The sequence below is a fragment of the Selenomonadales bacterium genome, assembly GCA_018335585.1.
In the GTDB taxonomy this organism is placed as follows: domain Bacteria; phylum Bacillota; class UBA994; order UBA994; family UBA994; genus UBA994.
This window is the reverse complement of record JAGXRZ010000023.1, coordinates 80,290-102,300: the sequence shown is the minus strand read 5'-3', so window position 1 is coordinate 102,300 and position 22,011 is coordinate 80,290. Positions and strand designations below refer to the sequence as shown.

The window sequence follows — 22,011 nt, the reverse complement described above, 5'->3', positions numbered from 1 at the left end:
GGGACATAGAGCCGCCGTTGTCGTTACGCTTGCGGCTGTCGCGACAGGGCTTGCAACGGCTGGGCTCGTTTTGGAATCCGCGTTCGGCGTAAAACTCTTGCTCACGCCCGGTAAACAGAAACTCCGCGCCGCAGTCCTTGCAATTGAGTGACTTGTCCTGATACATTAGAGAAAATCCCCCCGATTAATTAGATACATTGGCCCTCCTGGGTCTTCCCTGGGCAGGTGAAACCAGATTAGCACAAGTTCAGACCTAGTGTACCAGAGTCTTCGCTGATTAGCAATATCAAGAACTGACATTGACAAAAAACTTTTTCTAAATAGGAGGGCACGGATGCCTTTACACAGGTTTTCTCGTACAGAGCTACTGGTGGGCGAGGCGGGCCTAGCTGTGCTTGCTAGAGCTCACGTCGCGGTAATCGGCATTGGGGGCGTCGGCTCCTACACTGTCGAGGCCCTAGCGCGGGCCGGTGTTGGGAAGCTTACGCTCGTAGACTACGACGACATCTGCCTGACAAACGCAAACAGGCAGTTGCATGCGCTTTCGTCAACGCTTGGACAAGCCAAAGTAGACGTCATGGCGGCGCGAGTGAAAGAGATTAACCCAGGCGCCCTAGTTGTCGCGCACAAATGCTTTATGACGGCGGAAGCGGCGCGGAGCATACTGACAAGCGGGCTTAGCTACGTCGTCGACGCGGTGGATACGGTGACGGCCAAGCTGGCCATCATTATCCACTGCAAGGAGCAGGGCATCCCAGTGGTTTCGTGCCTGGGGGCGGGCAACAAGCTTGACCCGACGCGCTTTATGGTGGCAGATATTGCGAAGACCAGCATTTGCCCGCTAGCGCGCATCGTGCGCAAAGAGCTTGGCAAGCGCGGGTACAAGCGCGGGGTGAAGGTGGTGTACTCAGAGGAAGTGCCACGCGTGCCGGAGGCAAGCAGCAGTGACTGCGCGCGCGACTGCGTCTGCCCGGGCGGCGACGCCAACTGCAGACGCAAGCGCCAAATCCCGGGCAGCATCTCGTTTGTCCCATCTGTGGCTGGGCTGATTGCGGCGGGTGTGGTGGTAAATGACCTGCTCGGGCTAGAGCAGCCCTAACTTAACGAGTTTGGCCAGCTCAACATTGCCGCCGCTAAGTACGCAGGCTACCTTCTTGCCAGTAAAACCTAGTCTTCCGTTTATGGCGGCGGCGACACTTACGGCCCCCGACGGCTCCACAACCAACTTGACGCGCTCTAGAATTAGCCTCAGGGCGGCGGCGATTTCGCTTTCGCTTACGGTAACAAGGTCGTCGACATAAGCGCGAGACAAAGCAAACGGCAATTCACCGGGGCGGCGGGCACGCAGGCCATCGGCAATCGACGGCTGCCAGGCGTCATCGCTTAGTTCTGTAACGGCCCCTGCCTGCCAAGCATGTCGTAGCCGTGGGCTGACAGCAGGCTCTACGCCGATTACCTGCACGCGAGGCCGGCTTTCCTTCGTGGCCAGGCTAACACCGCCAAGCAGCCCGCCGCCCCCGACAGGGGCGACGATGCAGTCGAGGTCTGGGAGGTCGGCTAGCACTTCGAGGCTAAGCGTGCCTTGCCCGGCAATTATATGTGGGTCGTCAAAGGGGTGCACTAAGGTGTACCCCCCTTTGGCTACGAGTTCGGCGGCTTTGGCGAGGCGCGCTTCGGCGGTAATCCCACACAAAAGGACGGTCCCGCCGTACGCTTCACAGGCCTGGCGTTTGGCAAGGCTCGCATCCTCGGGCATGACGACTACTGCCTTAACGCCAAACTCTCTGGCCGCATAGGCTAGGGCCTGCCCGTGGTTGCCGGAAGAGCCGGTGACCACGCCCCCGGCCTTAGCCTCCATACTAAGCTGTGCTACGGCGTTAATTGCGCCGCGTGCCTTAAACGAGCCCGTTTTCTGTAGGTTCTCGCACTTGAGGTAAATCTCGTTGCCGGCGAGCTTACTCAGCGTGCGTGAGTACAAGAGCGGCGTATGGTGTGTTTTGCCGGCAAGCCGCGCCGCCGCAGCCTTAACATCGGCGAGTGTTAACATGGGGTCACCTCCTTGAAGCAAAAGGGACGGAGCTTTTTGCTTCACTTGCACTTTGCACTTCGCACTTCGCACTTAGGGGAAACGGGAGGGGTGCCCGGTGCCCCTTCCTTGTTCACGATTCCTGATTCATGATTCATGATTGCTTACGGCTTACGGCTTACGGCTTACAGCGGAAAGCGGAAAGCGGAAAGCGGCAGGCCCTCCCGTGGCACAGCTCAAAGCTCACTGCTCACCGCTCACTGCTGGCGGCTGGCGGCTGGCGGCTGGTGCCCTTACAGCCCCAGCTTGATTTTTAGCTGCGCTAGCATATCCCGCGTCATGGCGTCGAGGTCGTATTTCGGGTTCCAGCCCCACTCTTCGCGGGCGGCGGTGTCGTCTAACGAATTGGGCCAGGAGTTGGCTATGCCTTGGCGCACAGGGTCGACGTTGTAGGCGAGAGTAAATTCCGGGATATACTTGCGGATAGAGGCCGCTAGCATCTCGGGGTCGAAGCTCATGGCGGTAACGTTAAAGGCGTTGCGGTGGATAAGGCGATCGGGATTTGCTTCCATCAGCTGCATAATCGCGTCGAGGGCGTCGGGCATATACATCATATCCATGAAAGTGCCCTTGCCAATGTAGGAAGCGTAGTGCTTGTGCTTTAGGGCCTCGTAATAGATGTGTACTGCGTAGTCGGTGGTGCCGCCGCCGGGGAGTGCTTCATAAGAAATGAGTCCGGGGAAACGCACGCCGCGCGTATCGACTTTGTGCTTTAAGTAGTAGTAGTCGCACAAGAGCTCGCCGCCTACTTTGGTCACGCCGTACATGGTAGTTGGCCGCTGGATTGTGTCTTGCGGGGTCTTGTCGGGAGGGGTGGTGGGGCCGAAGGCCGCGATGGAGCTTGGCGTGAACACGGCAGCACCTGTTTCGCGCGCAACTTCAAGGACATTAAACAACCCGCCCATATTGACGTCCCACGCTAACTTAGGCTTAGCTTCACCCGTTGCGGACAAAATAGCGGCGAGATGGACGATGGTGTTAATCTTGTGGTGATTAACGACATCGGCAATTTGCTGCGGCACAGTGACGTCAACTAAGGAGTAGGGGCCTTCCGCTATTGGCCCGGCCGGTGCCGTGGCATGTATGTCGCTGGCAATGACGTTGTCGGTGCCGTAGGTTTTGCGCATGGCGACTACTAGCTCGGTGCCAATCTGCCCGAGCGCTCCGGTGATGAGTATTTTTTTCACAAACATTCCTCCTAAGTTGGTCGCTTTGCTACTTGTATTGTACCTATTCCACCGCTTGCTTACCAGCGAAAATGCGCGGGGGTGAGGGGTGAGGCGTGAGGCTTTAGCGGGAGGGCTGTGAGCTTTGAGCGGTGAGCCGTGAGGAGGAGGGGGGTCTCCGTGCCTCTGTGGTGAAAACCTCCCCGCTTCCCGCTGTAAGCTGTAAGCCGTAAGCCGTAAGCCGTAAGCCGTAAGCTGTGTGCTGTGAGTTGCGATTTGTGAGTTGTGAGTCGTGAGAGAACGCGGGCAGGAGAGCGCGGGTGCTCTGGCGAAAGAAAGGGAGCTAAGAAAATGAATTTACGGAGGGTGGACAATGAAAAATCGGCTAAAGAGAGCTGAGGTGCCTGCAGAGCTTACCTGGAACCTTGCGGATATCTTTCCGACTAGCGCAGACTGGGAACAAGAGCTCACGGCGATAGGGCGCGATTTACCTGCCATAATGCGCTTTAAGGGGAAGCTAGCGTCAGGCGCGGGAGTGCTCGCAGAGTGCTTAGAGGCGGCGGAGGATCTACAGAGACGCCTGCACCGCGTGGTGGCCTACGCTTCGCTCGCGCTTTCGGGCGACGGCACCGACCCTGCCAACCAAGCAGCTATGGGGCGAGCGCAGTCACTCGGCGCCGAAGCGCAGGCAGCCATGGCCTTTATTCGCTCCGAAGCGTTGGAGCTACCCGCCGGGACGCTAGAGCGCTATCTTGAAGAATCGGCCGAACTTAAGAGCTTTTCGCGCACGGTGTTGCGCATGATTGACGAAAAGCCACACGTGCTAAGCCTAGAGACTGAGCGCGCGTTGGCCTCGCTGAGTGAAGTACTGCAGTCGCCTTACTTAGTCTACACGCGTTCCAAGGCGGCCGATATGGCGTTTGCCGACATTAAGGACAGCGCGGGGCAGACGCACCCCATGTCGTTCTCGCTTTATGAGGAGTCCTACGAGAAGGCGGCCGACTTTGTGCTGCGGCGTAACGCCTGGGCCTCGTTTACTGCGGGGCTAAAGAACTACCAAAACACCTACGGCACTACTTGGGGCACGGAAGTTAAGAAGCATGTGGTGGCGGCGAAGCTCCGCGGTTACCAGTCCGCGACGCATATGCTCCTGCACCAGCAGGAAGTGGACCCCGCGAGCTACCATATGCTGCACGACGTTATCCTGAAGGAAATTGCCCCGCATATGCGCCGCTATGCTCGACTGCGCAAACAACTGCTTGGCCTTACGGAGATGCTCTACTGCGACATCGAGGCGCCACTCGACCCAGACTTTAGCCCGGCCACGACTTACGCTACTGCCGCCGACGTCATCGAGAAGGGTCTGGCGGTGCTGGGGCCGGAGTATGCGGCGATCGTAGCCGACAGCCTTAACAACAGGTGGATTGACCTTGCGGATAACGTCGGCAAGTCGACCGGGGCGTTCTGCTATGGCGTGCCGAATGCTCACCCCTATATTTTGGTGACCTGGGCCGACAATATGCGTGGCGCCTTGGTGCTAGCGCACGAGATTGGGCACGCGGGGCACGGGGTGCTGGCCATGCGTTACCAGCGGCTATCTAACGTGCGTGGCTCGGTGTTCTTTACAGAGGCGCCCTCCATTATTAACGAGCTCTTGGTAGGCAACTACATCGCCGCGCAGTCTAACGACCCACGACTCCACAGGTGGCTGGCGATGCAGCTTTTGATGACCTATCACCATAACTTCGTTCGCCACTTAATCGAAGGCGAGCTGCAGCGGCGCACGTACGTGCTGGCAGAAAAGGGACAGCCGATTACCGCCAGCGTGCTCAGCCGCGTGCAGGGCGAAATTCTTGAGGAGTTCTGGGGCGGCGAGGTAACGATAGACGAGGGCGCACGCCTCACGTGGATGCGCCAGCCGCACTTCTATATGGGCCTCTACCCGTACAGCTACTCGGCCGGCTTAACTGTGGGCACGGCCGTAGCGAAGGCCATTAAAGAGCAGGGGCAACCTGTAATCGACAGATGGCTAGAAGTCCTTAAGACGGGCGGTGCCAAGCCGCCGGTAGAACTTGCGCGTATGGCTGGGGTAGACATGATTGACCCGGCTGCTATCCGCACCGCAGTCGACTACGTCGGCGAACTAGTCGACACTGTTGTCAAAAGCTTTGGGCTAGAGGTATAGCCGAGGCGCGCCGTCACACACAGTGGCGGCGCTTTTTTTGCTTGAAAAACGTTCGGGCTGTGGCATAATAGGTGTGGAAAACGCGGACATTACGCGACAAGCAAGTGTGGAGGTAGTTTAATGGAAAAGAAGTACATGGCCGAGCCTTACAAGATTAAAATGGTGGAACCAATCGCCGTCACCACGCGCGCGCAGCGCGAAGAGGCTATACAGCGCGCCGGGTACAACACGTTTTTGCTGGACTCGGACGACGTCTATATCGACCTGTTAACCGACTCGGGCACAAATGCCATGAGCGACAACCAATGGGCAGGCATGATGCTAGGCGACGAGGCCTATGCCGGCTCCAAGAATTTTAAGAACCTTAAAGCCGCCGTGCAGGACTTGTTTGGCTTTAAGCATGTACTGCCGACGCACCAGGGACGCGGTGCAGAGAATATTCTTTCGCAGATCATGATTAAGAAGGGTGACTTTGTCCCCGGCAATATGTACTTTACGACTACGCGCGCCCACCAGGAACTTAACGGCGCTACGTTTAGGGATATCATCATTGACGAAGCGCATGACTCGACGCTGGAGTTGCCGTTTAAGGGCAATGTCGACCTAAACAAGCTGCAGGCACTGATTGACGAGGTAGGGGCCGAGCGCATCCCCTATATCTGCTTGGCGATTACAGTAAACCTAGCGGGCGGGCAGCCTGTGTCTATGGCCAATATGCGCGACGTCTATCAGCTTGCGCAAAAGCACGGCATTAAGGTGATGATGGACGCTACGCGCTGTGTAGAGAACGCCTGCTTTATTAAGGAACGTGAGGCAGGTTATGCGGATAAGAGCATCCGCGAGATTGTGCGCGAGACGTTTAGCTATGCCGACGGCTGCACGATGTCGGGCAAGAAAGACGGCATCGTGAACATTGGCGGTTTCCTGGCGCTAAATGACGACGAGCTTTACCAAAAATCGACGGCGTTGGTAGTGGTTTACGAAGGCATGCCTTCCTACGGCGGCTTGGCCGGGCGCGATATGGAAGCAATGGCGCGTGGGTTATACGAATCTATGGATTACCACTACATTTCGCACCGCTTGGCGCAAGTGCGCTACCTCGGCGAAAAGCTCGATGCGGCCGGTATCCCAATTGTAAAGCCTATCGGTGGGCACGCAATCTTCCTTGACGCACGCAGGTTCTACCCACACATTCCGCAAGACCATTTCCCGGCGCAGACGCTAGCTGCCGAGTTATACCTAAAGTCTGGCGTGAGGAGCATGGAGCGCGGCATCGTTTCGGCCGGGCGCAACAAAGAGGGGCAGCATCACTACCCGAAGCTCGAGTTAGTGCGCCTGACAATTCCTCGCCGCGTATACACCTACAGCCACCTCGACGTAGTGGCGGAGGCGGTTATCGACTTGTACCAGGAACGCGATACAGCGCGCGGCCTGAGGTTTGTCTACGAAGCACCGGTGCTTAGATTCTTTACCGCCCGCTTTGAACCGCTGAGCTAAGCGCCTCCGGCATACTCGTCAGCACAAGTGAGGCGGCTCGTACTTTCATTCCGTCGCCGATACGTATAGGCCCTAGGATAGTAGCGTTTGCGCCAATCAACACATTGTTGCCGATGGTGGGATGCCGTTTCCCGCGGTCTTTGCCGGTGCCGCCGAGGGTGACGCCGTGGTACATGATCACGTCGTCGCCAATCTCGGCGGTTTCACCTATTACTACGCCCATGCCGTGGTCAATAAACACCCTGCGGCCAATGCTAGCGCCCGGGTGAATCTCTATGCCGGTGAGAAAGCGCGCGAAGTGCGACAGAAGGCGCGCCAGAAAGTAGATACGCGCGCGATAGAGGGGGTGCGCCAAACGGTGAAGCCAAACAGCGTGGAGCCCGGGATAGCACAAGACTACTTCCGGCACACTTTTGGCAGCGGGATCGTGCTTAAACACGGCGGCTACGTCTTCGCTAAGGTAAGTGAACGGGTTAGGCATGGGAGTCAAACAACCCTGTGCTGAGGTAACGTTCCCCCGTATCGGGGGCCACCGTGACCACCCGCTTGCCGCGCCCTAGCTCCTGCGCTACTTGGCGTGCGGCCACTAAGGCGGCGCCGCTTGAGATGCCGGCGATAATGCCTTCTTTTCTCGCCAATAACCGCGCCATCGCGGCAGCGTCTTCATTGCTGACGGTGATTATGCGGTCGATTACGCTGCGATCTAGGATATCCGGGATAAAGCCCGGCCCAATTCCTTGGATGCGGTGCGGTGAGTGCGAACCACCGGAGAGTACCGGCGAAGCGGTCGGCTCCACGGCGACTACAACGACATTGGGTAGGCGCTGCTTTAGCACTTGCCCGACCCCGGTGATAGTGCCGCCGGTACCGACGCCGGCGACAAAGGCATCTATGCGGCCCCCAGTCTGCTCCCAGATTTCTGCGGCAGTAGTGCGGCGGTGGACCTCGGGGTTAGCGGGATTACTAAACTGCCGCAGCGATAGGTAGTGAGGATGCTCGGCGAGCAAGGCGTCGACTTGTCTGATCGCCCCAAGCATGCCTTCCGCTGCCAGAGTTAGCTTAAGTTCGGCACCGAGAGCTAAGAGCAAATGCCTGCGCTCAAGGCTCATGCTGTCGGGCATGACCAAAATCAGCCTATATCCCCGCGCGGCCGCCACCATGGCAAGCCCGATGCCGGTATTGCCGCTGGTCGGCTCAATCAACACGGTTTCAGGCGTGATAGCACCTTCCTTTTCGGCCTGTTCAATCATCGCCAACGCAATGCGGTCCTTAACACTGCCGCCGGGGTTAAAGGACTCTAATTTCACCAGTATCTCGGCGCTATTTTCATCTTGCAGGCGCCGCAGCGAGACAAGCGGGGTGCGTCCGATTAGTACGGCGACACTTGTGTTTGGTGCTGGGACATTGTTAACTTTCATGAGATTTCCCCCTAAAAATGCGGATAGCAGAAACCCGCCTCTAAGCTAGAGGCGGGTTAGACGCGGTTCCACTCTAATTAGACTCGTGCGAGTCTGTCTTAAAACGCTGTAGCGGGCGAACCCGGATGAGCCTACTGGCGCAAGCGTTCGGTCATCTGCTCGGGAGTGCATTTCCGCTCGGGTTACTTAAAGCTGCTCTCAGCCGGGTGGCAGCCTCTCTCTGGCAGTAATTGTTGAGCGTACTCTCTCCGTCGGGGCAATCTATTTGAGTTGTGGGTAAGGCGGCCGCCTTGTGTTAAAGTTTAGTCGACGTCAGCACATCTGTCAAGGCCAGCGTTGCGAAGCACTATCCAAGAAGAACCGTCCCCTTTGTTTTCGGCCCCCCTTACGGCGCTGCCTCCAAGCGCACGCGTACGTTAAGGGTAGTCGTGCCGCGCCTGACGACTAGTTCGGCTGTGCCGCCGATACCTGTCGCGGTGATGAGCTCGCGGAGCCGCTCAAAGTCCTTGATTTCATTGCCGTTGTACCTGACTATCACATCCCCTAGCCGCAGTCCTGCTCGTGCCGCCGGGCTGTTAGGCACGACCTCGATGAAGACGCCTGCGTTGACAGCTAGACCGTACTGCGCAGCAAGGCTCGGCGTGACCGTTGTTCCGCGGATTCCCATCCAAGGCCGTATTACCCGACCATGTGCGATAAGCTCGGTGATAATGGGGCGCGCTACATTAATGGGAATCGCAAAGCCCATGCCTTCTACGCCGCCGGCGGCGATTTTAGCTTGGTTAATGCCAATTATTTGCCCGCGGGCGTTGGCTAAGGCGCCCCCGGAGTTGCCGGAGTTAATGGCGGCGTCGGTCTGCACCACGCGGAAGGTCACGTCGTCCATGGTAAGCGTACGCTCTACGGCGCTAATAATCCCGGCTGTTACAGTGCGCTGAAACTCGAGCCCGAGCGGGTTGCCAATCGCCACGGCCAACTCGCCTACGACGAGCTTGTCAGAATCGCCAAACTCAGCTACAGGAAGCGGCCTGTGGGTCGCGGGGAGCTTGGTGACGTCAATGCGCAGCACCGCGAGGTCGGTGCGCTCGTCTTCCCCCACCAGGGTCGCCGGAACTTGTACATTGTCAAAAAGGACCACAAAAATCTCGGCGGCGCGGCTTACGACATGCTGATTAGTTACAATCAGCCCGCTTTGGTCAAAGATAATGCCCGAGCCCGTGCTCTGTTGTTGCTGCTGCCCAAACCAGCCCTGCACGCGCGAACGGTTGACAACACCCACGACAGTCGGCCCAACTCGCTGCGCCACCTGCGCTACCGCTCCTGCCGCTATTTGTTCGGTCAAGGGATTGGTACCCGTCAGGCTCGGCTGAACTAGGTTTGGGCTTAGCGCGCTAGGCGGATAGGGGATTAGCCTCCCAAACAGGAAAGTCGGGGCAAGATAGGCTCCCATCACCGCGCCAAGCAAAGCAGACAGCACACTTACCACTACTATCGCCAGAAACGGAGTGCGGCGACGATAGTAACGGGGCGCCTGAAACTCATAGTACTCACTCACGTGATTTCCTCCTTCTTAGCGTGGTTAACGTGATTCTAGTATACGGCCCACTTACCGCACTTTACGTAGGCAAGTGTGAAAATAGTGTGGGAAGAGGTATGCCTGTCAAATGTCGCTTGTCACTTGTCAGTTGTCGCTGTATGAAGCAAAAAGCTCCGTCCCTTTTGCTTCGCAAAGCGAAACGTGAAGCAAAAGGCTCCGTCCCTTTTGCTTCACGCGGTTGGCGCGTATATTGGTAGCGCGTACGGGACTCGAACCCGTGATTCCGCCTTGAGAGGGCGGCGTCCTGACCACTAGACTAACGCGCCGCGAAAATGGCAGGGGATGAAGGATTTGAACCTCCACAAACTGATCCAGAGTCAGTCGTCCTACCGTTAGACCAATCCCCTGTAAGCGCGTCTTGCGCACAAAAATTGTAGCACGCGAACACACCTGCGTCAATCCCGCTATCTGGCCTCGATTACGCCTGAGTGCGCGTTAATGAAAAATTCGCCGCGCGAAGTGTGAATGCGCCACACCGGCACGCCGCGCCACATTGGGTCTACCGTGTCGTAGATTGGGCTGTGAAAGCCGAAATCTACTTTCTCTACGCTTAGGGCCTGGGTGTCGCCAGCGTTTTGGCGGTGATTAACTAAGCTTAATACGGCTTCGGCGGCGGAAAGAATGCGCCGCGCACTGCCGGTTTCAAAAGAAACGCGCAGGCGAAGCATCCACATGGCCGCTACACCGTCGGACTTGACGACGAGGGTAATGTAGCCGGGAAACACAAAGGAGCCGCGAAAGCGCTGCAGGTAGTCGACGCGAAACCCGGTGGGCTCAAGTTCTGTCACGCCTGCGAAGACAAAGCCGGTTTCGCCCACGTGCTCGCGCACGAAGTCTGCCGCTTTACTGGCGGCTTCTTCTGCGGTTATCGCGCCGCCACTCCCGACAGCGGCTTGGTTTTCGTAGGAGACGAGGCCGCGCGCCGTCACGACTACTAACTGCCCGCCTAGACCGCGGTAGCTTACGGCAGATTCGCCGCCGAGCGAGCCGCCGACAGGCACACGCGCGGCGCCCTTGCCAAGCAAATCGCGCGCGATAGTTGTTATCTCGCGGTCGGAGTAGGCGGGGGTAGAGAGGAGCGCAAAGGGAGCCGTAGGCCCGCGGCGCGGCAATGTAGCGGTTAGTTCGGTGCCTTTTCCTGCGAGCACTTCTTTGATGGCCGCAAGACTTACCGGGCGGGCGGAAAGGTCAAACAGCGGCAACAGGTAAAGCTGAGCCGCCAGTACGGCGTTAAGAATGAGGAACGCTACAATGAGAATTGTCTTAGCGCGCGGCCAATCCACGCCTTTCGCCCTCCCTTCCTTATCTCGGCTTAGTAGTTAGGCGCCGCCCGGTGCCGTCAACAATGCGCCAATCGTCACCGCGCCGCGCAAAGAAGTATACGGTGTACGAAGTGGCAGGGCTTAAGCCGCTCGTTGTGCGCGTCATGGAGTAGCTAGGGCCGCCGGGACTTAGCCATTGGTCGCGGTGGACGACCTGGCCGTCGCGACGGTACTCTAGCCTAAATTCCGCGTACTGGCTGAGCGCGTGAGGCACGCCGATATCCCAGGTTGCCTGGCTGTCGGTGGAATTAATCAGCGTTATCTGGGCAGAGGGACCGGCAATAACATCGGCAGTGAAAGCATTGACTAAAAACCGTTCTTCGCCTTGCTCTACTACCCAGACGGGGTAGAGGAACTCGGTCACGTGGTCGATCTCGCGCTGGTAAAACCCTAAGTACATAGCAGTAATGAGGCGCCCGGGCGACAGGCTCTGCGCAAGCGCCCGCAGCGCACTCTCGGCACTAATAACCCTCGTCGGCGAAGCGCCATCCGTGATGGGGCTGTAAAGAGAGCGGTAATAGTAGGCGACCTCGCGCTCGTTCACGGCGACAATGAGCTGTGGCCCCCACGACACGATGGGAACAAACTTCGCAATTCCCCCTACCGTCAGCCTAGCATAGGGGCGAAACTCAAACTGCATCTGCGCGACGGCGTCGCCTCTGGCGGGCTCAATCATCGACGCGCGCAAACGCACGTGTTCGGTAAAGCCGCCGTGTTGCGCCACAAAGCTTAGGCCGCGGGTAAGCGCATGCTTGGCTTCTGCAGCGATATCTGCCTTCGGCACAAACCAACTTGTCGCTACATACTGCACGGTGCCATCGGCGTGCAGGTAGACGTGCCGCACGCCGTCGGTAAGTGAGACGCGACCGTCGCGCTCGCCGACGCGCCGCACCAGTGCAATGTCGGTAAAAAAGCTGTTGGCCAGAGCTAGGCTCGCCTGTCTTTCGTGGCTAACGAGGAGCTGCGGCCATACGCCGGGGCTATCCGGCACGTAAACCCAAGGTGCGGCGCGCGCACGCCAAGGGGAGCTGAGCTGGCGTAATTTTTGACCGGCCTGCTGTGCCGCCACCCATTCTAGCTGCCGCGACACTTCCTCGCGCACTACTGTTTCGGGGGCCGCCGGGGGCACGTTCTCCCAGACATAGAAGCGAGAGCTACCCGTATCTAAGAGGTGAACGTGGTTGCTCTGTCTGCTTAGCATAATGCGGTCTACTTTTTGCGCAGGTGAGTCGCTCTTTTGCTGTATGCCTAGCGCTTCAAGCAGCAAAGCCAGCTCGATGGGGCCGCTAAGCTTGTATTCGAGGCTACCGGCGCGAAGCGCCCGCTCCCATTCGCTTTGTGTGCCGGCACGCACCGCAGGGGTCGCCGTCGGGCTGAGCAGGCGGCGCAAATGCTCCCACGTAGCGTCAAAAACCGGGTCGCCGGGGCTAAAGGTGCGCGCGTGGGGAGAGGCATGAGCGTAGATGGCTACAGGTGCCACCACTGCCGCGAGCGGTGGCGGGGTGACGCTCTCGCGTGCGGGGGGTGGAGGAGGTACATGGTAGAGGCCTAGCCACACCTCACTGCTCATGGCGATACTCGCGACTACCAGCACGCCTAACAGCAGCGATTTAAAGGTCTCCTTCATAGATTATGACACCTGCCCGCTCTGTGGCGTATGACGCGGCAGAAAGAAGTATATCTCCGTGCCTTGGCCGGGCGTGCTCTCTAAGCCAATCCACCCGCCGTGTGCTTCGACTATCTGCTTGGCAATCGCCAGCCCAAGTCCGGTGCCGCCTAGTTCTCTGGCGCGCGCCTTGTCTACGCGATAGAAGCGCTCAAAGATGCGGGGCTGGTCTTCCTCAGGAATGCCCGGGCCTTGGTCTCTGATGCCCACACGCACCATCTCGCCTGCAGCCTTAACGGAAACAGAGATGTCACTGCTCTCGTGGGTGTACTTGATAGCGTTAGACATGATGTTGACGAGCACCTGTTCTATTTTATCGGCGTTGGCTAGAACCATGGGTACTTCTTCCGGAAAATCCGTACGGAACCTGAGATTGCGCTTTTGCGCTGAGAAAGCGAGCTTGTCGGCGACGTCTAGGATAAGCTCATCAAGCAGGGTGGGGCGCAGGGTGAGGCGAGCCTGCTGAAAATCAAGCGCGGAAAGCGTCAGCAAGTCTTTAATCAGCCTGTCCATGCGGTCTGCCTCTTCGGAAATGGTGGAGAGGAAGCTAACGGCAACATCTTTGGTGTCTAAGGCGCCGCTTAGCAGTGTTTCCGCATAGCCCTTAATGGTTGTAAGCGGGGTCTTAAGCTCGTGCGAGACGTTAGCGACAAACTCGCGCCGCATCTGCTCAAGCCTCGCCTCCTCGGTAATATCCTGCAGCACAATAATCCCCCCCGAAACCTCGCCGTCGGCGGAATGGAAAGGGGCGGCATAGGCGCGCACGGCAATTGCATATGGCGACCTGAGCTCTGTCTCGGCAACCTTGGGCCCGCTGCCCCTGAGCAATCGTGCTAAATCTCCAAGGTTCAGGACTTCAAGAATAGCGTCGGATGAAGTATCCGGGGTGATGCCAAGCATATCGCGCGCGCGAATGTTGGCGTGGATAATCTGCCCCTGCGTGTCAACCGCAATTACCCCGTTGGTCATCTGGGTAAGAATGGCTTCTAGTTTGCTTTTGTCGTTGTTGAGCTCGGTCATGGTTTTGCGCAGCTCGGCGGTGAGATAGTTAAAGACTTCGGCTAACTTGCCTATTTCGTCGCCGGATTTGACGGTTACCTCCATATCGAAGTGTCCGGCGGCCAGGCGCGCGGCTTTACTGGTGACTTCCTGCAGCGGCCGCGTGATGGTTTGGGCGGCAAAAGTACCAAGCAGCAAAGTCACGCCAATCGCCAGCAAGGTAGCATTAAGTAGCCTTTCCTGCACTTCGCGCAAAATGCTGTAGGTTTCATCGAGCGGCTCACGCACATAGACTAAAGCTACGTCATCGCGCGCCTGGCCTTGTGTGAGAATGCCGGCAAGGGGGAGGGCTAAGGTATAGAAACGCCGCCCGGTGTGGTCTTCCCAACGCGCTTCCTGCGGCTCGTTGCTGGCAAAGAACTCGACAATCGCGGGATAGTCCGGACTCTGCACAAATAAACCCCGCAGCCTCTCTGCCGTAGGGTTAAGTGACGTTGCCGCGACCTGCCCGGCGGGGCTCACCAGCAAGATAATGGCGTCTTCTTGCCGGGCGCGCAGGTTGCTTAGCAGCGTCTCAGCTAGGTCGCGGCTGTAGGGGCCGCGCCGCATTTCAATCTCTAAAACGCGTACCACGTGTGCGCCACGCGTGCGCAGCTCCGTGCGGGCCCGCTCCAAATAAAAGGCCTCGATGTTGCGCACGAGAAAGAAGCTCACGAACTGCATGGCTACGACGATTAGCAATATGTAGAGGAGCATTAGCCTCCACTTTATGCTCTGAAACATGCTAGGCCTCGCGGAAGTAGTATCCGACACCGCGACGGGTGAGGACATACTTGGCGTTAGCCGCAATGGGGTCGTCTTCGATTTTTTCGCGCAGCCGCCGAATAGTTACGTCTACGGTGCGACCGTCGCCGAAGTAGTCGTAACCCCATACTTCTTTTAGTAGGTGTTCTCTGTCAAAGACGCGACCGCGATGCAGGGCTAAATACTTAAGGAGCTCAAACTCGCGCACCGTAAGATCGATGGGAGTGTCGCCCTTACGCACCTCGTACTTGATGAGGTCGATGACGAGGCCGTCGGCAACTAGGGCAGAGGCCTCGCGTTCTTCTGCCGCGGAGATGATGTTGCTGCGCCTTAGGTGTGCCTTGACGCGGGCTACAAGTTCACGCGGGCTAAAGGGCTTGGTGATGTAATCGTCCGCGCCGAGGGCAAGTCCCTTCACTTTGTCGCTCTCTGCTCCTTTTGCGGTCAGCATCAGGATTGGGGTGTTGGTTGTACGCCTGAGCTCTCTGCAGACCTGAAAACCATCGAGCTTAGGCAACATGACGTCAAGGATGATTAGGTCAGGCAGATTGCGAATAGCCATGTCTAGGGCATCTTGGCCGTTATAGGCCAGACTTACGCTGTATTTCTCTTTTTCGAGGTTAAACTTAATAATCTCGGCAATAGGTTTTTCGTCTTCTACTACGAGGATTTTGGGATTCACGCCCCCACCCCCATGTTACGTCTTTACATAATCTATTCGCTGCTGTAGGTGACGTTTCCTTTTAGTTGTGCTTAGTTGTGCCTTAAATTTCGTGCTAACGGAAGAACCTTAGGGGATCTAGCGGCCGCCCGTTAGAGATTATCTCAAAGTGCAGATGCGGGCCAAAACTCCGGCCTGTGTTGCCGACGAGGGCTATGGTTTGGCCTTTCTCGACTTGCTCATTCTCTGTCACCAGTATTCGCGAAGCATGGGCATAAAGCGTGGCAAAGCCATTGCCGTGCTCGATGCGTACCATCATGCCGTAACCACCGTTCCAACCTGCAAAGGACACGATGCCGCTGTCGGCGGCGGTGATAGGGGTTCCTGGCGGCGCACCTATGTCCACGCCAGCGTGGAAGCCATCCCAACGCGGGCCAAACGGGGAAGTTATGCGGCCCGTAGTCGGCCAACGGAAGGCTCCGGTGCTTAGAGTGGGAGCGCTTTTTGTTCCGCGTGCCACGACTTGTGTGGTCGGGGCAGAGAGGACTACCGTGGAAAGAATCTCGCGGCTTTCTTCGGCGCCGTTGACTGTGGTGACGCGAGCGGTAAGTTGTTGCGTGCCGCTGCGGCCGGACGTGCGGATGCGACGCTCCCAGCTCCACAAGGTGTTGTCTGTGACTTGTGTAGTTTGAAAGGGGACTGCCCTGTTATATGTGATCTTTTCTACTACCTCGACTTGTAGAAAAGGCTCTGCTACTACAAGGTTAAGGGCGGTACCGATACGCAGGCGCTCCGGCACGACGGCAGGATTAGCTGCCTGCAGCACGCTCGTGCGCAGGTTATGCAGGCGCGCTATGCTCCAAAACGACTCCCCGCGCGACACCGTGTGCGTAAGGCGCCGCTCGCGCCCAAACAGCAGCACGTTCATGCCGGCCTCTTGGTCGACTAGGTTGTCGAGTTTACGATATGCTTCGCTGATACTTACTTCTTGCCGAAACCGCACCGCTTCGACGGCTCGGTTGCTGTCGGGCTTAACGAAGCGACTCTTCACCGCCGAGAGCAAGGCCTCGGCCTCTTCGCGCGAGGCTAGGGCCGCTACTTCTTGGCCATTTACGTTAATTACCGCGGCCTTTAGTCCAAACTCGACTAAAGGTTCGAGTTGTTGCCACAACTCATCGGTAGTGGAGCGGGAAAGCGTGAAGCGCAACCTGTAATCTACTTGGCTGGCGAGGCCTACATCTGTGCCAGTCTCCTGCCGCAGTTCTAGCGCACGCGCGTCTAGGCGGCTAATTATCGCTTGTTTGTCTCTAACTACGCCTAAAGCTACGCCATCTAGGCTCACTTCCCAGGCCGCAAATGCCCACGACCCTACAACCATCAGAGTACACAACGTAAGAGCAAGGCAGATCGCTATCTGCTTGCGCTGGCGTTTACTCTGCAACCTCATCACCTCTCGTATAATTTAGAACAAAACTCGCCGCAGTCGGCATGGCTCCTGCTGCGGCGAAGTGGGTGTTTATGTCGTTGGAGCGGGTGAAGGGAATCGAACCCTCGTAGCCAGCTTGGGAAGCTGGTGCTCTACCATTGAGCTACACCCGCCCGCTCCGGACATGATTATACCACAGACGCTTCGCTTGCACAAACTAACGCGCCCCGTGACTAATTAGGATCTCACCTATAGTATGCATGCCGCGTCCCATTGCTAAGTTGAGCGCCGTTACTCCTTGGAAAGTTACATTTACGTCAGCATCGAAAGTGCAGAGAATACCGGCTAGGGCCACCTGTTCGCTTAGAATGGCAATGATGAGGGAAGTTGCCCCCTCTTCATTCGTGGCGTTGGGGTCTGCGCCTTGCTCAAGCAACATGCTGGCCATGTCAAAGCGACCTTCTTGCACGGCGATCATGAGGGCGGTGAAGCCTCCCTCCATGCGGGCCTCGATGTTTGCGTTGCGCTTTAGCAGGAGCTCCGCCGCGCTGACGTGCGTCAGTTCACCTGCCTGGGCGGCGAGAATTAAGGGAGTAGCGCCGTTTGGCAGGGCTATGTCAGGGTCTGCTCCGCCGTCAAGCAAGGCTTCCACCGTGTAAAAGTTGGCAGTTAGCATTGAGAGCAGGAGCGGTGTTGACCCGTGGTTGTGCTTGGCATTAACGTCAGCGCCGCGCTCAAGCAAACGCTTGACCATCTCGGAGTTGCCGTGCACGGCCGCTAAGTGAAGTGCCGTCCAGCCATCCTTGCCGCGCTGGTCAACCGGAACGCCGAGTGAAAGGAAGTAATCCACCAGCTCAGCCTGGTTGGCTTCAGCCGCCACGATGATAGGAGTGTAACCGTGTTCGTCATGGGTGTCCGTCCGCATGCCGGCATTAAGGTACAGCTTGACGTGCTCAAGATTGCCCGCACGCACGGCATTCATAAACGCTTCTGCGCTAAAGGGCAGCCGATTGCGCCACAACGCCCAGCGCCCGAGCGGAGCACATGCACTAGTAGCGACCATCGCGACTAGCAGTAGACACACAAGCACAGCTCTTCTTCGCATGCTTGATTCCTCCTTTTGTTTGGGTAGTTCGTGGGGACGAGGGGCTGCTGGCTCCTAGTAGAGTAGGGTGCCTAGTGCCCAGTGCTCAGCGGAGCACTCCTCCAAGTTCATGTTTGACGATTCCTGATTCATGATTGCGCGCTGGCGGCTCAAGCGACAAGGGACAAGCGACAACGGACAACCACTATATTTCTATTCGCCGCACAAAAGAAAAATCCTTTGACGCAAAAGACGCAGTTCTGTGGTGAAAAATAGAAAAATCCTCAGCGGTGCCGCTGAGGACGATTTGCGCCATATGGAGCCGGTAGCGGGATTTGAACCCGCGGCCTGCTGATTACGAATCAGCTGCTCTACCACTGAGCTACACCGGCAGAGATACCCAGAAGCGACGCTTCTGGGTTAAAGTTCGATGGCGGAGCTGACGGGAATCGAACCCGCGGTCTCCGGCGTGACAGGCCGGCATGTTAACCGCTACACTACAGCTCCGAGTGGTGACCCCAACGGGATTCGAACCCGTGTCGCCAGCGTGAAAGGCTGGTGTGTTAAACCGCTTCACTATGGGGCCGCCAGACATCTATAAATATTACAGCACGCATGCGCATGTGTCAATGCTATAAATTTGGCGCCGCGCTTTCAAAACGGCCAAAATCCTTGCGAAAGGTAAGCGGCACCTGGCCTGTCGGGCCATTGCGATGTTTGCCTAAGATTACTTCGATGGGGCCGGAACCGTCAGCTGCGCCGGGCGGCAAATCGTGCTTTTGGTAGTCCTCGCGGTAAAGAAACATGACGAGGTCGGCGGCTTGCTCGATTTCGCCTGATTCGCGCAAGTCGGAGAGATTTGGGCGACGGTCGCTGCGCTGCTCTGAGGCACGGCTAAGCTGAGCTAAAGCCATAACCGGCACTTCTAGCTCGCGCGCTAGCGCTTTTAGCGTGCGCGTAATCTCAGCGACTTCCTGCTGTCGGTTTTCAAAGCGCTGCGGGTACCGCAGGAGTTGCAGATAGTCGACAATAATCAGCCCGATTTCTTCGTTTAACTTGAGTCGCCGCGCTTTGCTGCGCATTTCCATTACGGAGAGGGCAGGGGTGTCATCGATAAAGATCTTGGCATTGTTTAGCTCGCGAAAGCCTGTCGCAATCCGCTCCCAATCCTTTTCCCCGAGGGTGCCGTTGCGCACAGCTTCGGAGCGCACTTCGCTTTCCGCGCATAACATGCGGATGGCTAATTGCTCTTTGGGCATTTCTAAGCTAAAGAAGGCGATAGGTACTTTGTGGCGCATGGAGGCATTTAGCGACATGTTCAGCGCGAGCGCAGTCTTACCGACGGACGGGCGCGCCGCCAGGATAACCAGGTCGCCTTTTTGGAAGCCGTGCGTAATGCGGTCGAGGTCTTTGTAGCCGGACGGCACTCCATTTACGGCCCCGCCGGGCGACCGATTGACGTTGATTTGGTCATATACGTCATGCAGGATGCTCACGAGAGGAGTGAAGTCGCGCGAGTCTCGCTGCTGCGCTAGCTTAAAGATGCGCTGCTCAGCCGCATCTAGGAGCGCCGTAGTCTCGCTTGCACCGCCAAGAGCAGAAGCTGCTATCTCGTTTCCGGCGGTAATCAGCTGCCGCAGGAGGTACTTCTCGTGGATAATCTTAGCATAGGACGGCGCGTTGCTGACGACGGGCGTAGCCTCTAGGAGCCCGGTAAGGTAGTTAAGGCCGCCGCAGTCTTCAAGCTTGCCGGCCTTGTTGAGTCTGTCCGCGACAGTGATTAGGTCTATGGGGACATTCTCCATGTAGAGGTCAAGCATGACCTGAAAAGTTGCGCGGTTCGCCTCGCGGTAAAAGTGCGCGGGCTGCAGCGTAATCGCAAGCGAAATAATCGCGTCCGGGTCAAGGAAAATGGCGCCTAAAACAGACTGCTCGGCCTCTAGGTGATAAGGCGGGGTTCTTGGCTCGGCCATAAGCTACTCCGCAACCACGTCAAGCGTAAGTTTTGCGCTAATCTCCTGATAGACCTTGACCTCGATAGTGAATCTTCCCGCGGCCTTAATCGGCTCCTTGAGCTCAATCCGGCGCTTGTCAATCGTAATGCCGTGTGCCGCAAGGCTAGCCGCAATGTCTGCCGCCGTGACGGAGCCAAACAGGCGACCGCCGTCGCCGACCCTAGCCGGAATGCGTAGCTCGGTGGCTGCAAGCTTGGCGGCTAGCGCCTGGGCCGATGTAATCTCCCGCGATTTCTTGCGGTCTTGCGCCTGCTTCTCTTGGGTAAGCGCCTTGGTCGCGCCTTCTGTAGCTAGGACTGCGAGTCCACGGGGCAGGAGGTAGTTGCGGGCGTAGCCCTCACTTACTTCGACTGCCTGTCCTCTCTTGCCAAGTTCTTTAATATCTTTAGATAAAATAACTTTCACGCGTAATCCCCCTACTCGTGAATTTGTGTACCCAGTTAATTTGTCTCGCCATGCAAATCTAGTGAAATTGCCGGAAGAAAAATTTACTTAATCCGTCTGGCTGCGAAGTGCTCCCCTAGGGTGGAGAGGTCGTGATACCACTCCTCTAGCTCATGCCCTTCGGAGGCGTTGTGTAGCGCCCTGCGCTCAACCGCAGCTTCTAGCTTCGAAAAGCTAATGCCGAGGCGCCGCCCAAGTAAATAGCAGGACATTATCACTCCGGCTAAAGCCGAAGAAACGGCCTCGTCGCGACCTTTAGGCAACTGCCGAAAGACCTGTGCGACACCGCTCACTAGTTCCGTCTTAAGCCACTCGATCATGCGAATGCTGCGCCCAATCTCTAGGTCGCGTCCCGGCCCTGTATCCTGCATCGACATCCACCTCGCTTAGATTGCTATTTCTCTAGAGGGCGCAGTTCTCCTTCTCTGCCACTCGCGAAATCTGGGAATTGCAGAGACAATGAAGGGGCTCACCCCAAGAGAGTGGGGAGCCCCGACATGGACGCGGAAGTTCTGGCCAGAGGCTATTTACTCGATGGTATAGGGAAGCAGCGCAATGTTACGTGCGCGCTTAACAGCCTCGGTCATCAGGCGCTGGTGCTTAGCACAGTTGCCGGATATCCGCCGCGGCAAAATCTTGCCGCGCTCGGTAATAAAGCGGCGTAGCTTATCGATTTCCTTGTACTCAATGGCTACGGCCTTATCTACGCAGAAATTACACACGCGCTTTTTGGGCTTACGAGTGCGTTTGCGCAAGAAAAATTCCTCCTTCTTCAGAGCTAGAACGGCAAGTCTTCGTCATCTAGGTTAACTTCTTTGGCTACTTCGTCATAGTCATGTGACTTTTCACCCTGTGGACTTCCCTCACGGCTCGCCGATTCGAGAAAACGAACTTGGTCGGCTACGACCTCAGCGTAGGTGCGCTTCTGCCCGTCTTTCTCGTACGAATTGATGTTAAGCCTGCCTACGATTGCGACCAGTCGCCCTTTTTTGAGGTACTGCGCGCATATTTCAGCTTGCTTATCCCACACCGTGATGTTAATGAAGTCTGTTCCGCTGTTCTTGCCACCCCTATCCACCGCCAGCCCAAACTTTGCTACGGCCTTTCCGGTGGTAGGCGTAAAGCGGAGCTCAGGGTCCCGTGTAAGCCTGCCAATAAGTATAACCTTGTTTAACATTCTTACCGCCTCCGATTGAGTTTCTAAACTTCACATCTATTCGTCTAGGCGAAACACAACATAGCGAACGACATCCTCGGAAATGCGAAATTGCCGCTCTAGCTCTTTGGCTGCGGCGGGCTCTGCCGTGAAGTTTACCAAGAAATAGTACCCTTCACGCTGCTTATTCACCTCGTAGGCTAAACGGCGCTTGCCCCATTCGGCGAGCTTGTCAATCTGACCTCCGTTATTGGTGATAGCTGCGGTAAAGCGTTCAACCTTCTCCGGCAGCTGCTCTTTGTTGAGCCCGATGTTCAGGATGAACATACTCTCGTACTTGCGCATTGCTGCACCTCCTCCCCTTGGACATAAGGCTCCATGTCAATGCATGGAGCAGGGTTGCAAGAACAATTAATTATAGCAGGGGGACAAGCAGCAAGCAAGGAAAATGAGCTGTTGTGGTAGAGCTGTCGCTTGTCCCTTGT

The 22,011-nt window shown here is 57.1% G+C and carries 21 protein-coding genes and 6 tRNA genes; 3 read left to right on the top strand and 24 right to left on the bottom strand.

Annotated features, from left to right (window positions below):
* On the bottom strand, positions 1-166 hold a 166-nt coding region (locus tag KGZ66_04995), incomplete at its 3' end, for a zinc-ribbon domain-containing protein (protein ID MBS3984941.1).
* 168 nt (positions 167-334) lie between these two features.
* Here KGZ66_04995 and KGZ66_04990 point away from each other — a divergent pair.
* Positions 335-1,099 carry a tRNA threonylcarbamoyladenosine dehydratase gene (locus KGZ66_04990; protein MBS3984940.1) on the top strand — a complete coding sequence of 255 codons (765 nt, stop codon included), beginning with the start codon at positions 335-337 and terminating at the stop codon, positions 1,097-1,099.
* Here the strand turns inward: KGZ66_04990 and KGZ66_04985 are convergent.
* Both KGZ66_04985 and KGZ66_04980 read right to left on the bottom strand, forming a co-directional pair.
* Positions 1,085-2,047: a pyridoxal-phosphate dependent enzyme gene (locus tag KGZ66_04985; protein MBS3984939.1), complete on the bottom strand. Its 963-nt coding sequence runs from the start codon at positions 2,045-2,047 to the stop codon at positions 1,085-1,087. The genes KGZ66_04990 and KGZ66_04985 overlap by 15 nt on opposite strands.
* 272 nt (positions 2,048-2,319) lie before the next feature.
* Positions 2,320-3,273 carry an L-threonine 3-dehydrogenase gene (locus tag KGZ66_04980; protein MBS3984938.1) on the bottom strand — a complete coding sequence of 318 codons (954 nt, stop codon included), beginning with the start codon at positions 3,271-3,273 and terminating at the stop codon, positions 2,320-2,322.
* Positions 3,274-3,625: 352 nt separating this feature from the next.
* On the opposite strand from KGZ66_04980, the gene pepF reads away from it, so the two are divergent.
* Together pepF and KGZ66_04970 are read left to right on the top strand one after the other, a co-directional pair.
* A complete protein-coding gene (pepF, locus tag KGZ66_04975) occupies positions 3,626-5,437 on the top strand; it encodes an oligoendopeptidase F (protein ID MBS3984937.1) in 1,812 nt (603 codons plus the stop codon).
* A gap of 120 nt (positions 5,438-5,557) precedes the next feature.
* Complete coding sequence (locus tag KGZ66_04970) at positions 5,558-6,934, top strand: tyrosine phenol-lyase (GenBank protein MBS3984936.1); 1,377 nt, start codon at positions 5,558-5,560, stop codon at positions 6,932-6,934.
* On the opposite strand, the gene cysE is transcribed toward KGZ66_04970, so the two are convergent.
* The 21 genes from cysE to KGZ66_04865 form a co-directional block, all read right to left on the bottom strand.
* Entirely contained in the window at positions 6,906-7,415 is a 510-nt protein-coding gene (cysE, locus tag KGZ66_04965; protein MBS3984935.1) for a serine O-acetyltransferase, read from the bottom strand. The two genes, KGZ66_04970 and cysE, sit on opposite strands and share 29 nt — an antisense overlap.
* Positions 7,408-8,352, bottom strand: a complete 945-nt coding sequence (cysK, locus tag KGZ66_04960; protein MBS3984934.1) for a cysteine synthase A — start codon at positions 8,350-8,352, stop codon at positions 7,408-7,410. The genes cysE and cysK overlap by 8 nt, the downstream gene beginning before the upstream one ends.
* Positions 8,353-8,737: 385 nt before the next feature.
* On the bottom strand, positions 8,738-9,907 hold the full coding sequence (locus KGZ66_04955; GenBank protein ID MBS3984933.1) for a trypsin-like peptidase domain-containing protein: 1,170 nt from the start codon (positions 9,905-9,907) through the stop codon (positions 8,738-8,740).
* A gap of 233 nt (positions 9,908-10,140) precedes the next feature.
* Positions 10,141-10,215 (bottom strand) — tRNA-Glu (locus KGZ66_04950).
* 7 nt (positions 10,216-10,222) lie between these two features.
* A tRNA-Gln gene (locus KGZ66_04945) sits at positions 10,223-10,296 on the bottom strand.
* A 57-nt stretch (positions 10,297-10,353) separates the two neighbouring features.
* A complete protein-coding gene (locus KGZ66_04940) occupies positions 10,354-11,232 on the bottom strand; it encodes a two-component system regulatory protein YycI (GenBank protein ID MBS3984932.1) in 879 nt (292 codons plus the stop codon).
* 19 nt (positions 11,233-11,251) lie between these two features.
* Positions 11,252-12,898 (bottom strand): hypothetical protein, encoded by a 1,647-nt coding sequence (locus KGZ66_04935; protein MBS3984931.1) that lies wholly within the window; start codon positions 12,896-12,898, stop codon positions 11,252-11,254.
* A gap of 3 nt (positions 12,899-12,901) precedes the next feature.
* Positions 12,902-14,719: a HAMP domain-containing protein gene (locus tag KGZ66_04930; GenBank protein MBS3984930.1), complete on the bottom strand. Its 1,818-nt coding sequence runs from the start codon at positions 14,717-14,719 to the stop codon at positions 12,902-12,904.
* A gap of 1 nt (position 14,720) precedes the next feature.
* Entirely contained in the window at positions 14,721-15,422 is a 702-nt protein-coding gene (locus KGZ66_04925) for a response regulator transcription factor (protein ID MBS3984929.1), read from the bottom strand.
* A gap of 94 nt (positions 15,423-15,516) precedes the next feature.
* Positions 15,517-16,842 carry a M23 family metallopeptidase gene (locus tag KGZ66_04920; protein ID MBS3984928.1) on the bottom strand — a complete coding sequence of 442 codons (1,326 nt, stop codon included), beginning with the start codon at positions 16,840-16,842 and terminating at the stop codon, positions 15,517-15,519.
* Between the two features lie 84 nt (positions 16,843-16,926).
* Positions 16,927-17,000, bottom strand: a tRNA-Gly gene (locus KGZ66_04915).
* Positions 17,001-17,044: 44 nt separating this feature from the next.
* A complete protein-coding gene (locus KGZ66_04910) occupies positions 17,045-17,932 on the bottom strand; it encodes an ankyrin repeat domain-containing protein (GenBank protein ID MBS3984927.1) in 888 nt (295 codons plus the stop codon).
* A gap of 296 nt (positions 17,933-18,228) precedes the next feature.
* Positions 18,229-18,303: transfer RNA gene (locus KGZ66_04905), tRNA-Thr, on the bottom strand.
* Between the two features lie 39 nt (positions 18,304-18,342).
* Positions 18,343-18,418: transfer RNA gene (locus KGZ66_04900), tRNA-Asp, on the bottom strand.
* A 3-nt stretch (positions 18,419-18,421) separates the two neighbouring features.
* Positions 18,422-18,497, bottom strand: a tRNA-Glu gene (locus KGZ66_04895).
* 46 nt (positions 18,498-18,543) lie between these two features.
* Positions 18,544-19,884, bottom strand: a complete 1,341-nt coding sequence (gene dnaB / locus KGZ66_04890) for a replicative DNA helicase (protein MBS3984926.1) — start codon at positions 19,882-19,884, stop codon at positions 18,544-18,546.
* Between the two features lie 3 nt (positions 19,885-19,887).
* The gene (gene rplI / locus KGZ66_04885; protein MBS3984925.1) at positions 19,888-20,331 is read right to left on the bottom strand and encodes a 50S ribosomal protein L9; all 444 of its coding nucleotides are present in this window, start codon (positions 20,329-20,331) and stop codon (positions 19,888-19,890) included.
* 83 nt (positions 20,332-20,414) lie between these two features.
* Positions 20,415-20,741, bottom strand: coding sequence for a MazG-like family protein (locus KGZ66_04880; GenBank protein MBS3984924.1), 327 nt, complete (start codon positions 20,739-20,741; stop codon positions 20,415-20,417).
* Between the two features lie 156 nt (positions 20,742-20,897).
* Complete coding sequence (gene rpsR / locus KGZ66_04875; protein MBS3984923.1) at positions 20,898-21,125, bottom strand: 30S ribosomal protein S18; 228 nt, start codon at positions 21,123-21,125, stop codon at positions 20,898-20,900.
* Between the two features lie 23 nt (positions 21,126-21,148).
* Positions 21,149-21,547, bottom strand: a complete 399-nt coding sequence (locus KGZ66_04870; GenBank protein MBS3984922.1) for a single-stranded DNA-binding protein — start codon at positions 21,545-21,547, stop codon at positions 21,149-21,151.
* A gap of 36 nt (positions 21,548-21,583) precedes the next feature.
* Positions 21,584-21,871, bottom strand: a complete 288-nt coding sequence (locus KGZ66_04865; GenBank protein MBS3984921.1) for a 30S ribosomal protein S6 — start codon at positions 21,869-21,871, stop codon at positions 21,584-21,586.
* Positions 21,872-22,011: the final 140 nt, after the last annotated feature.

What these genes read in the sequence shown, in the direction of transcription:
- cysK (MBS3984934.1), bottom strand. Translation starts at nt 8,352, where the DNA reads ATGAAAGTTAACAATGTCCCAGCACCAAACACAAGTGTCGCCGTACTA.
- KGZ66_04865 (MBS3984921.1), bottom strand. Translation starts at nt 21,871, where the DNA reads ATGCGCAAGTACGAGAGTATGTTCATCCTGAACATCGGGCTCAACAAA.
- KGZ66_04910 (MBS3984927.1), bottom strand. Translation starts at nt 17,932, where the DNA reads ATGCGAAGAAGAGCTGTGCTTGTGTGTCTACTGCTAGTCGCGATGGTC.
- KGZ66_04870 (MBS3984922.1), bottom strand. Translation starts at nt 21,547, where the DNA reads ATGTTAAACAAGGTTATACTTATTGGCAGGCTTACACGGGACCCTGAG.
- KGZ66_04985 (MBS3984939.1), bottom strand. Translation starts at nt 2,047, where the DNA reads ATGTTAACACTCGCCGATGTTAAGGCTGCGGCGGCGCGGCTTGCCGGC.
- cysE (MBS3984935.1), bottom strand. Translation starts at nt 7,415, where the DNA reads ATGCCTAACCCGTTCACTTACCTTAGCGAAGACGTAGCCGCCGTGTTT.
- KGZ66_04930 (MBS3984930.1), bottom strand. Translation starts at nt 14,719, where the DNA reads ATGTTTCAGAGCATAAAGTGGAGGCTAATGCTCCTCTACATATTGCTA.
- KGZ66_04990 (MBS3984940.1), top strand. Translation starts at nt 335, where the DNA reads ATGCCTTTACACAGGTTTTCTCGTACAGAGCTACTGGTGGGCGAGGCG.
- KGZ66_04880 (MBS3984924.1), bottom strand. Translation starts at nt 20,741, where the DNA reads ATGCAGGATACAGGGCCGGGACGCGACCTAGAGATTGGGCGCAGCATT.
- pepF (MBS3984937.1), top strand. Translation starts at nt 3,626, where the DNA reads ATGAAAAATCGGCTAAAGAGAGCTGAGGTGCCTGCAGAGCTTACCTGG.
- KGZ66_04970 (MBS3984936.1), top strand. Translation starts at nt 5,558, where the DNA reads ATGGAAAAGAAGTACATGGCCGAGCCTTACAAGATTAAAATGGTGGAA.
- KGZ66_04935 (MBS3984931.1), bottom strand. Translation starts at nt 12,898, where the DNA reads ATGAAGGAGACCTTTAAATCGCTGCTGTTAGGCGTGCTGGTAGTCGCG.
- dnaB (MBS3984926.1), bottom strand. Translation starts at nt 19,884, where the DNA reads ATGGCCGAGCCAAGAACCCCGCCTTATCACCTAGAGGCCGAGCAGTCT.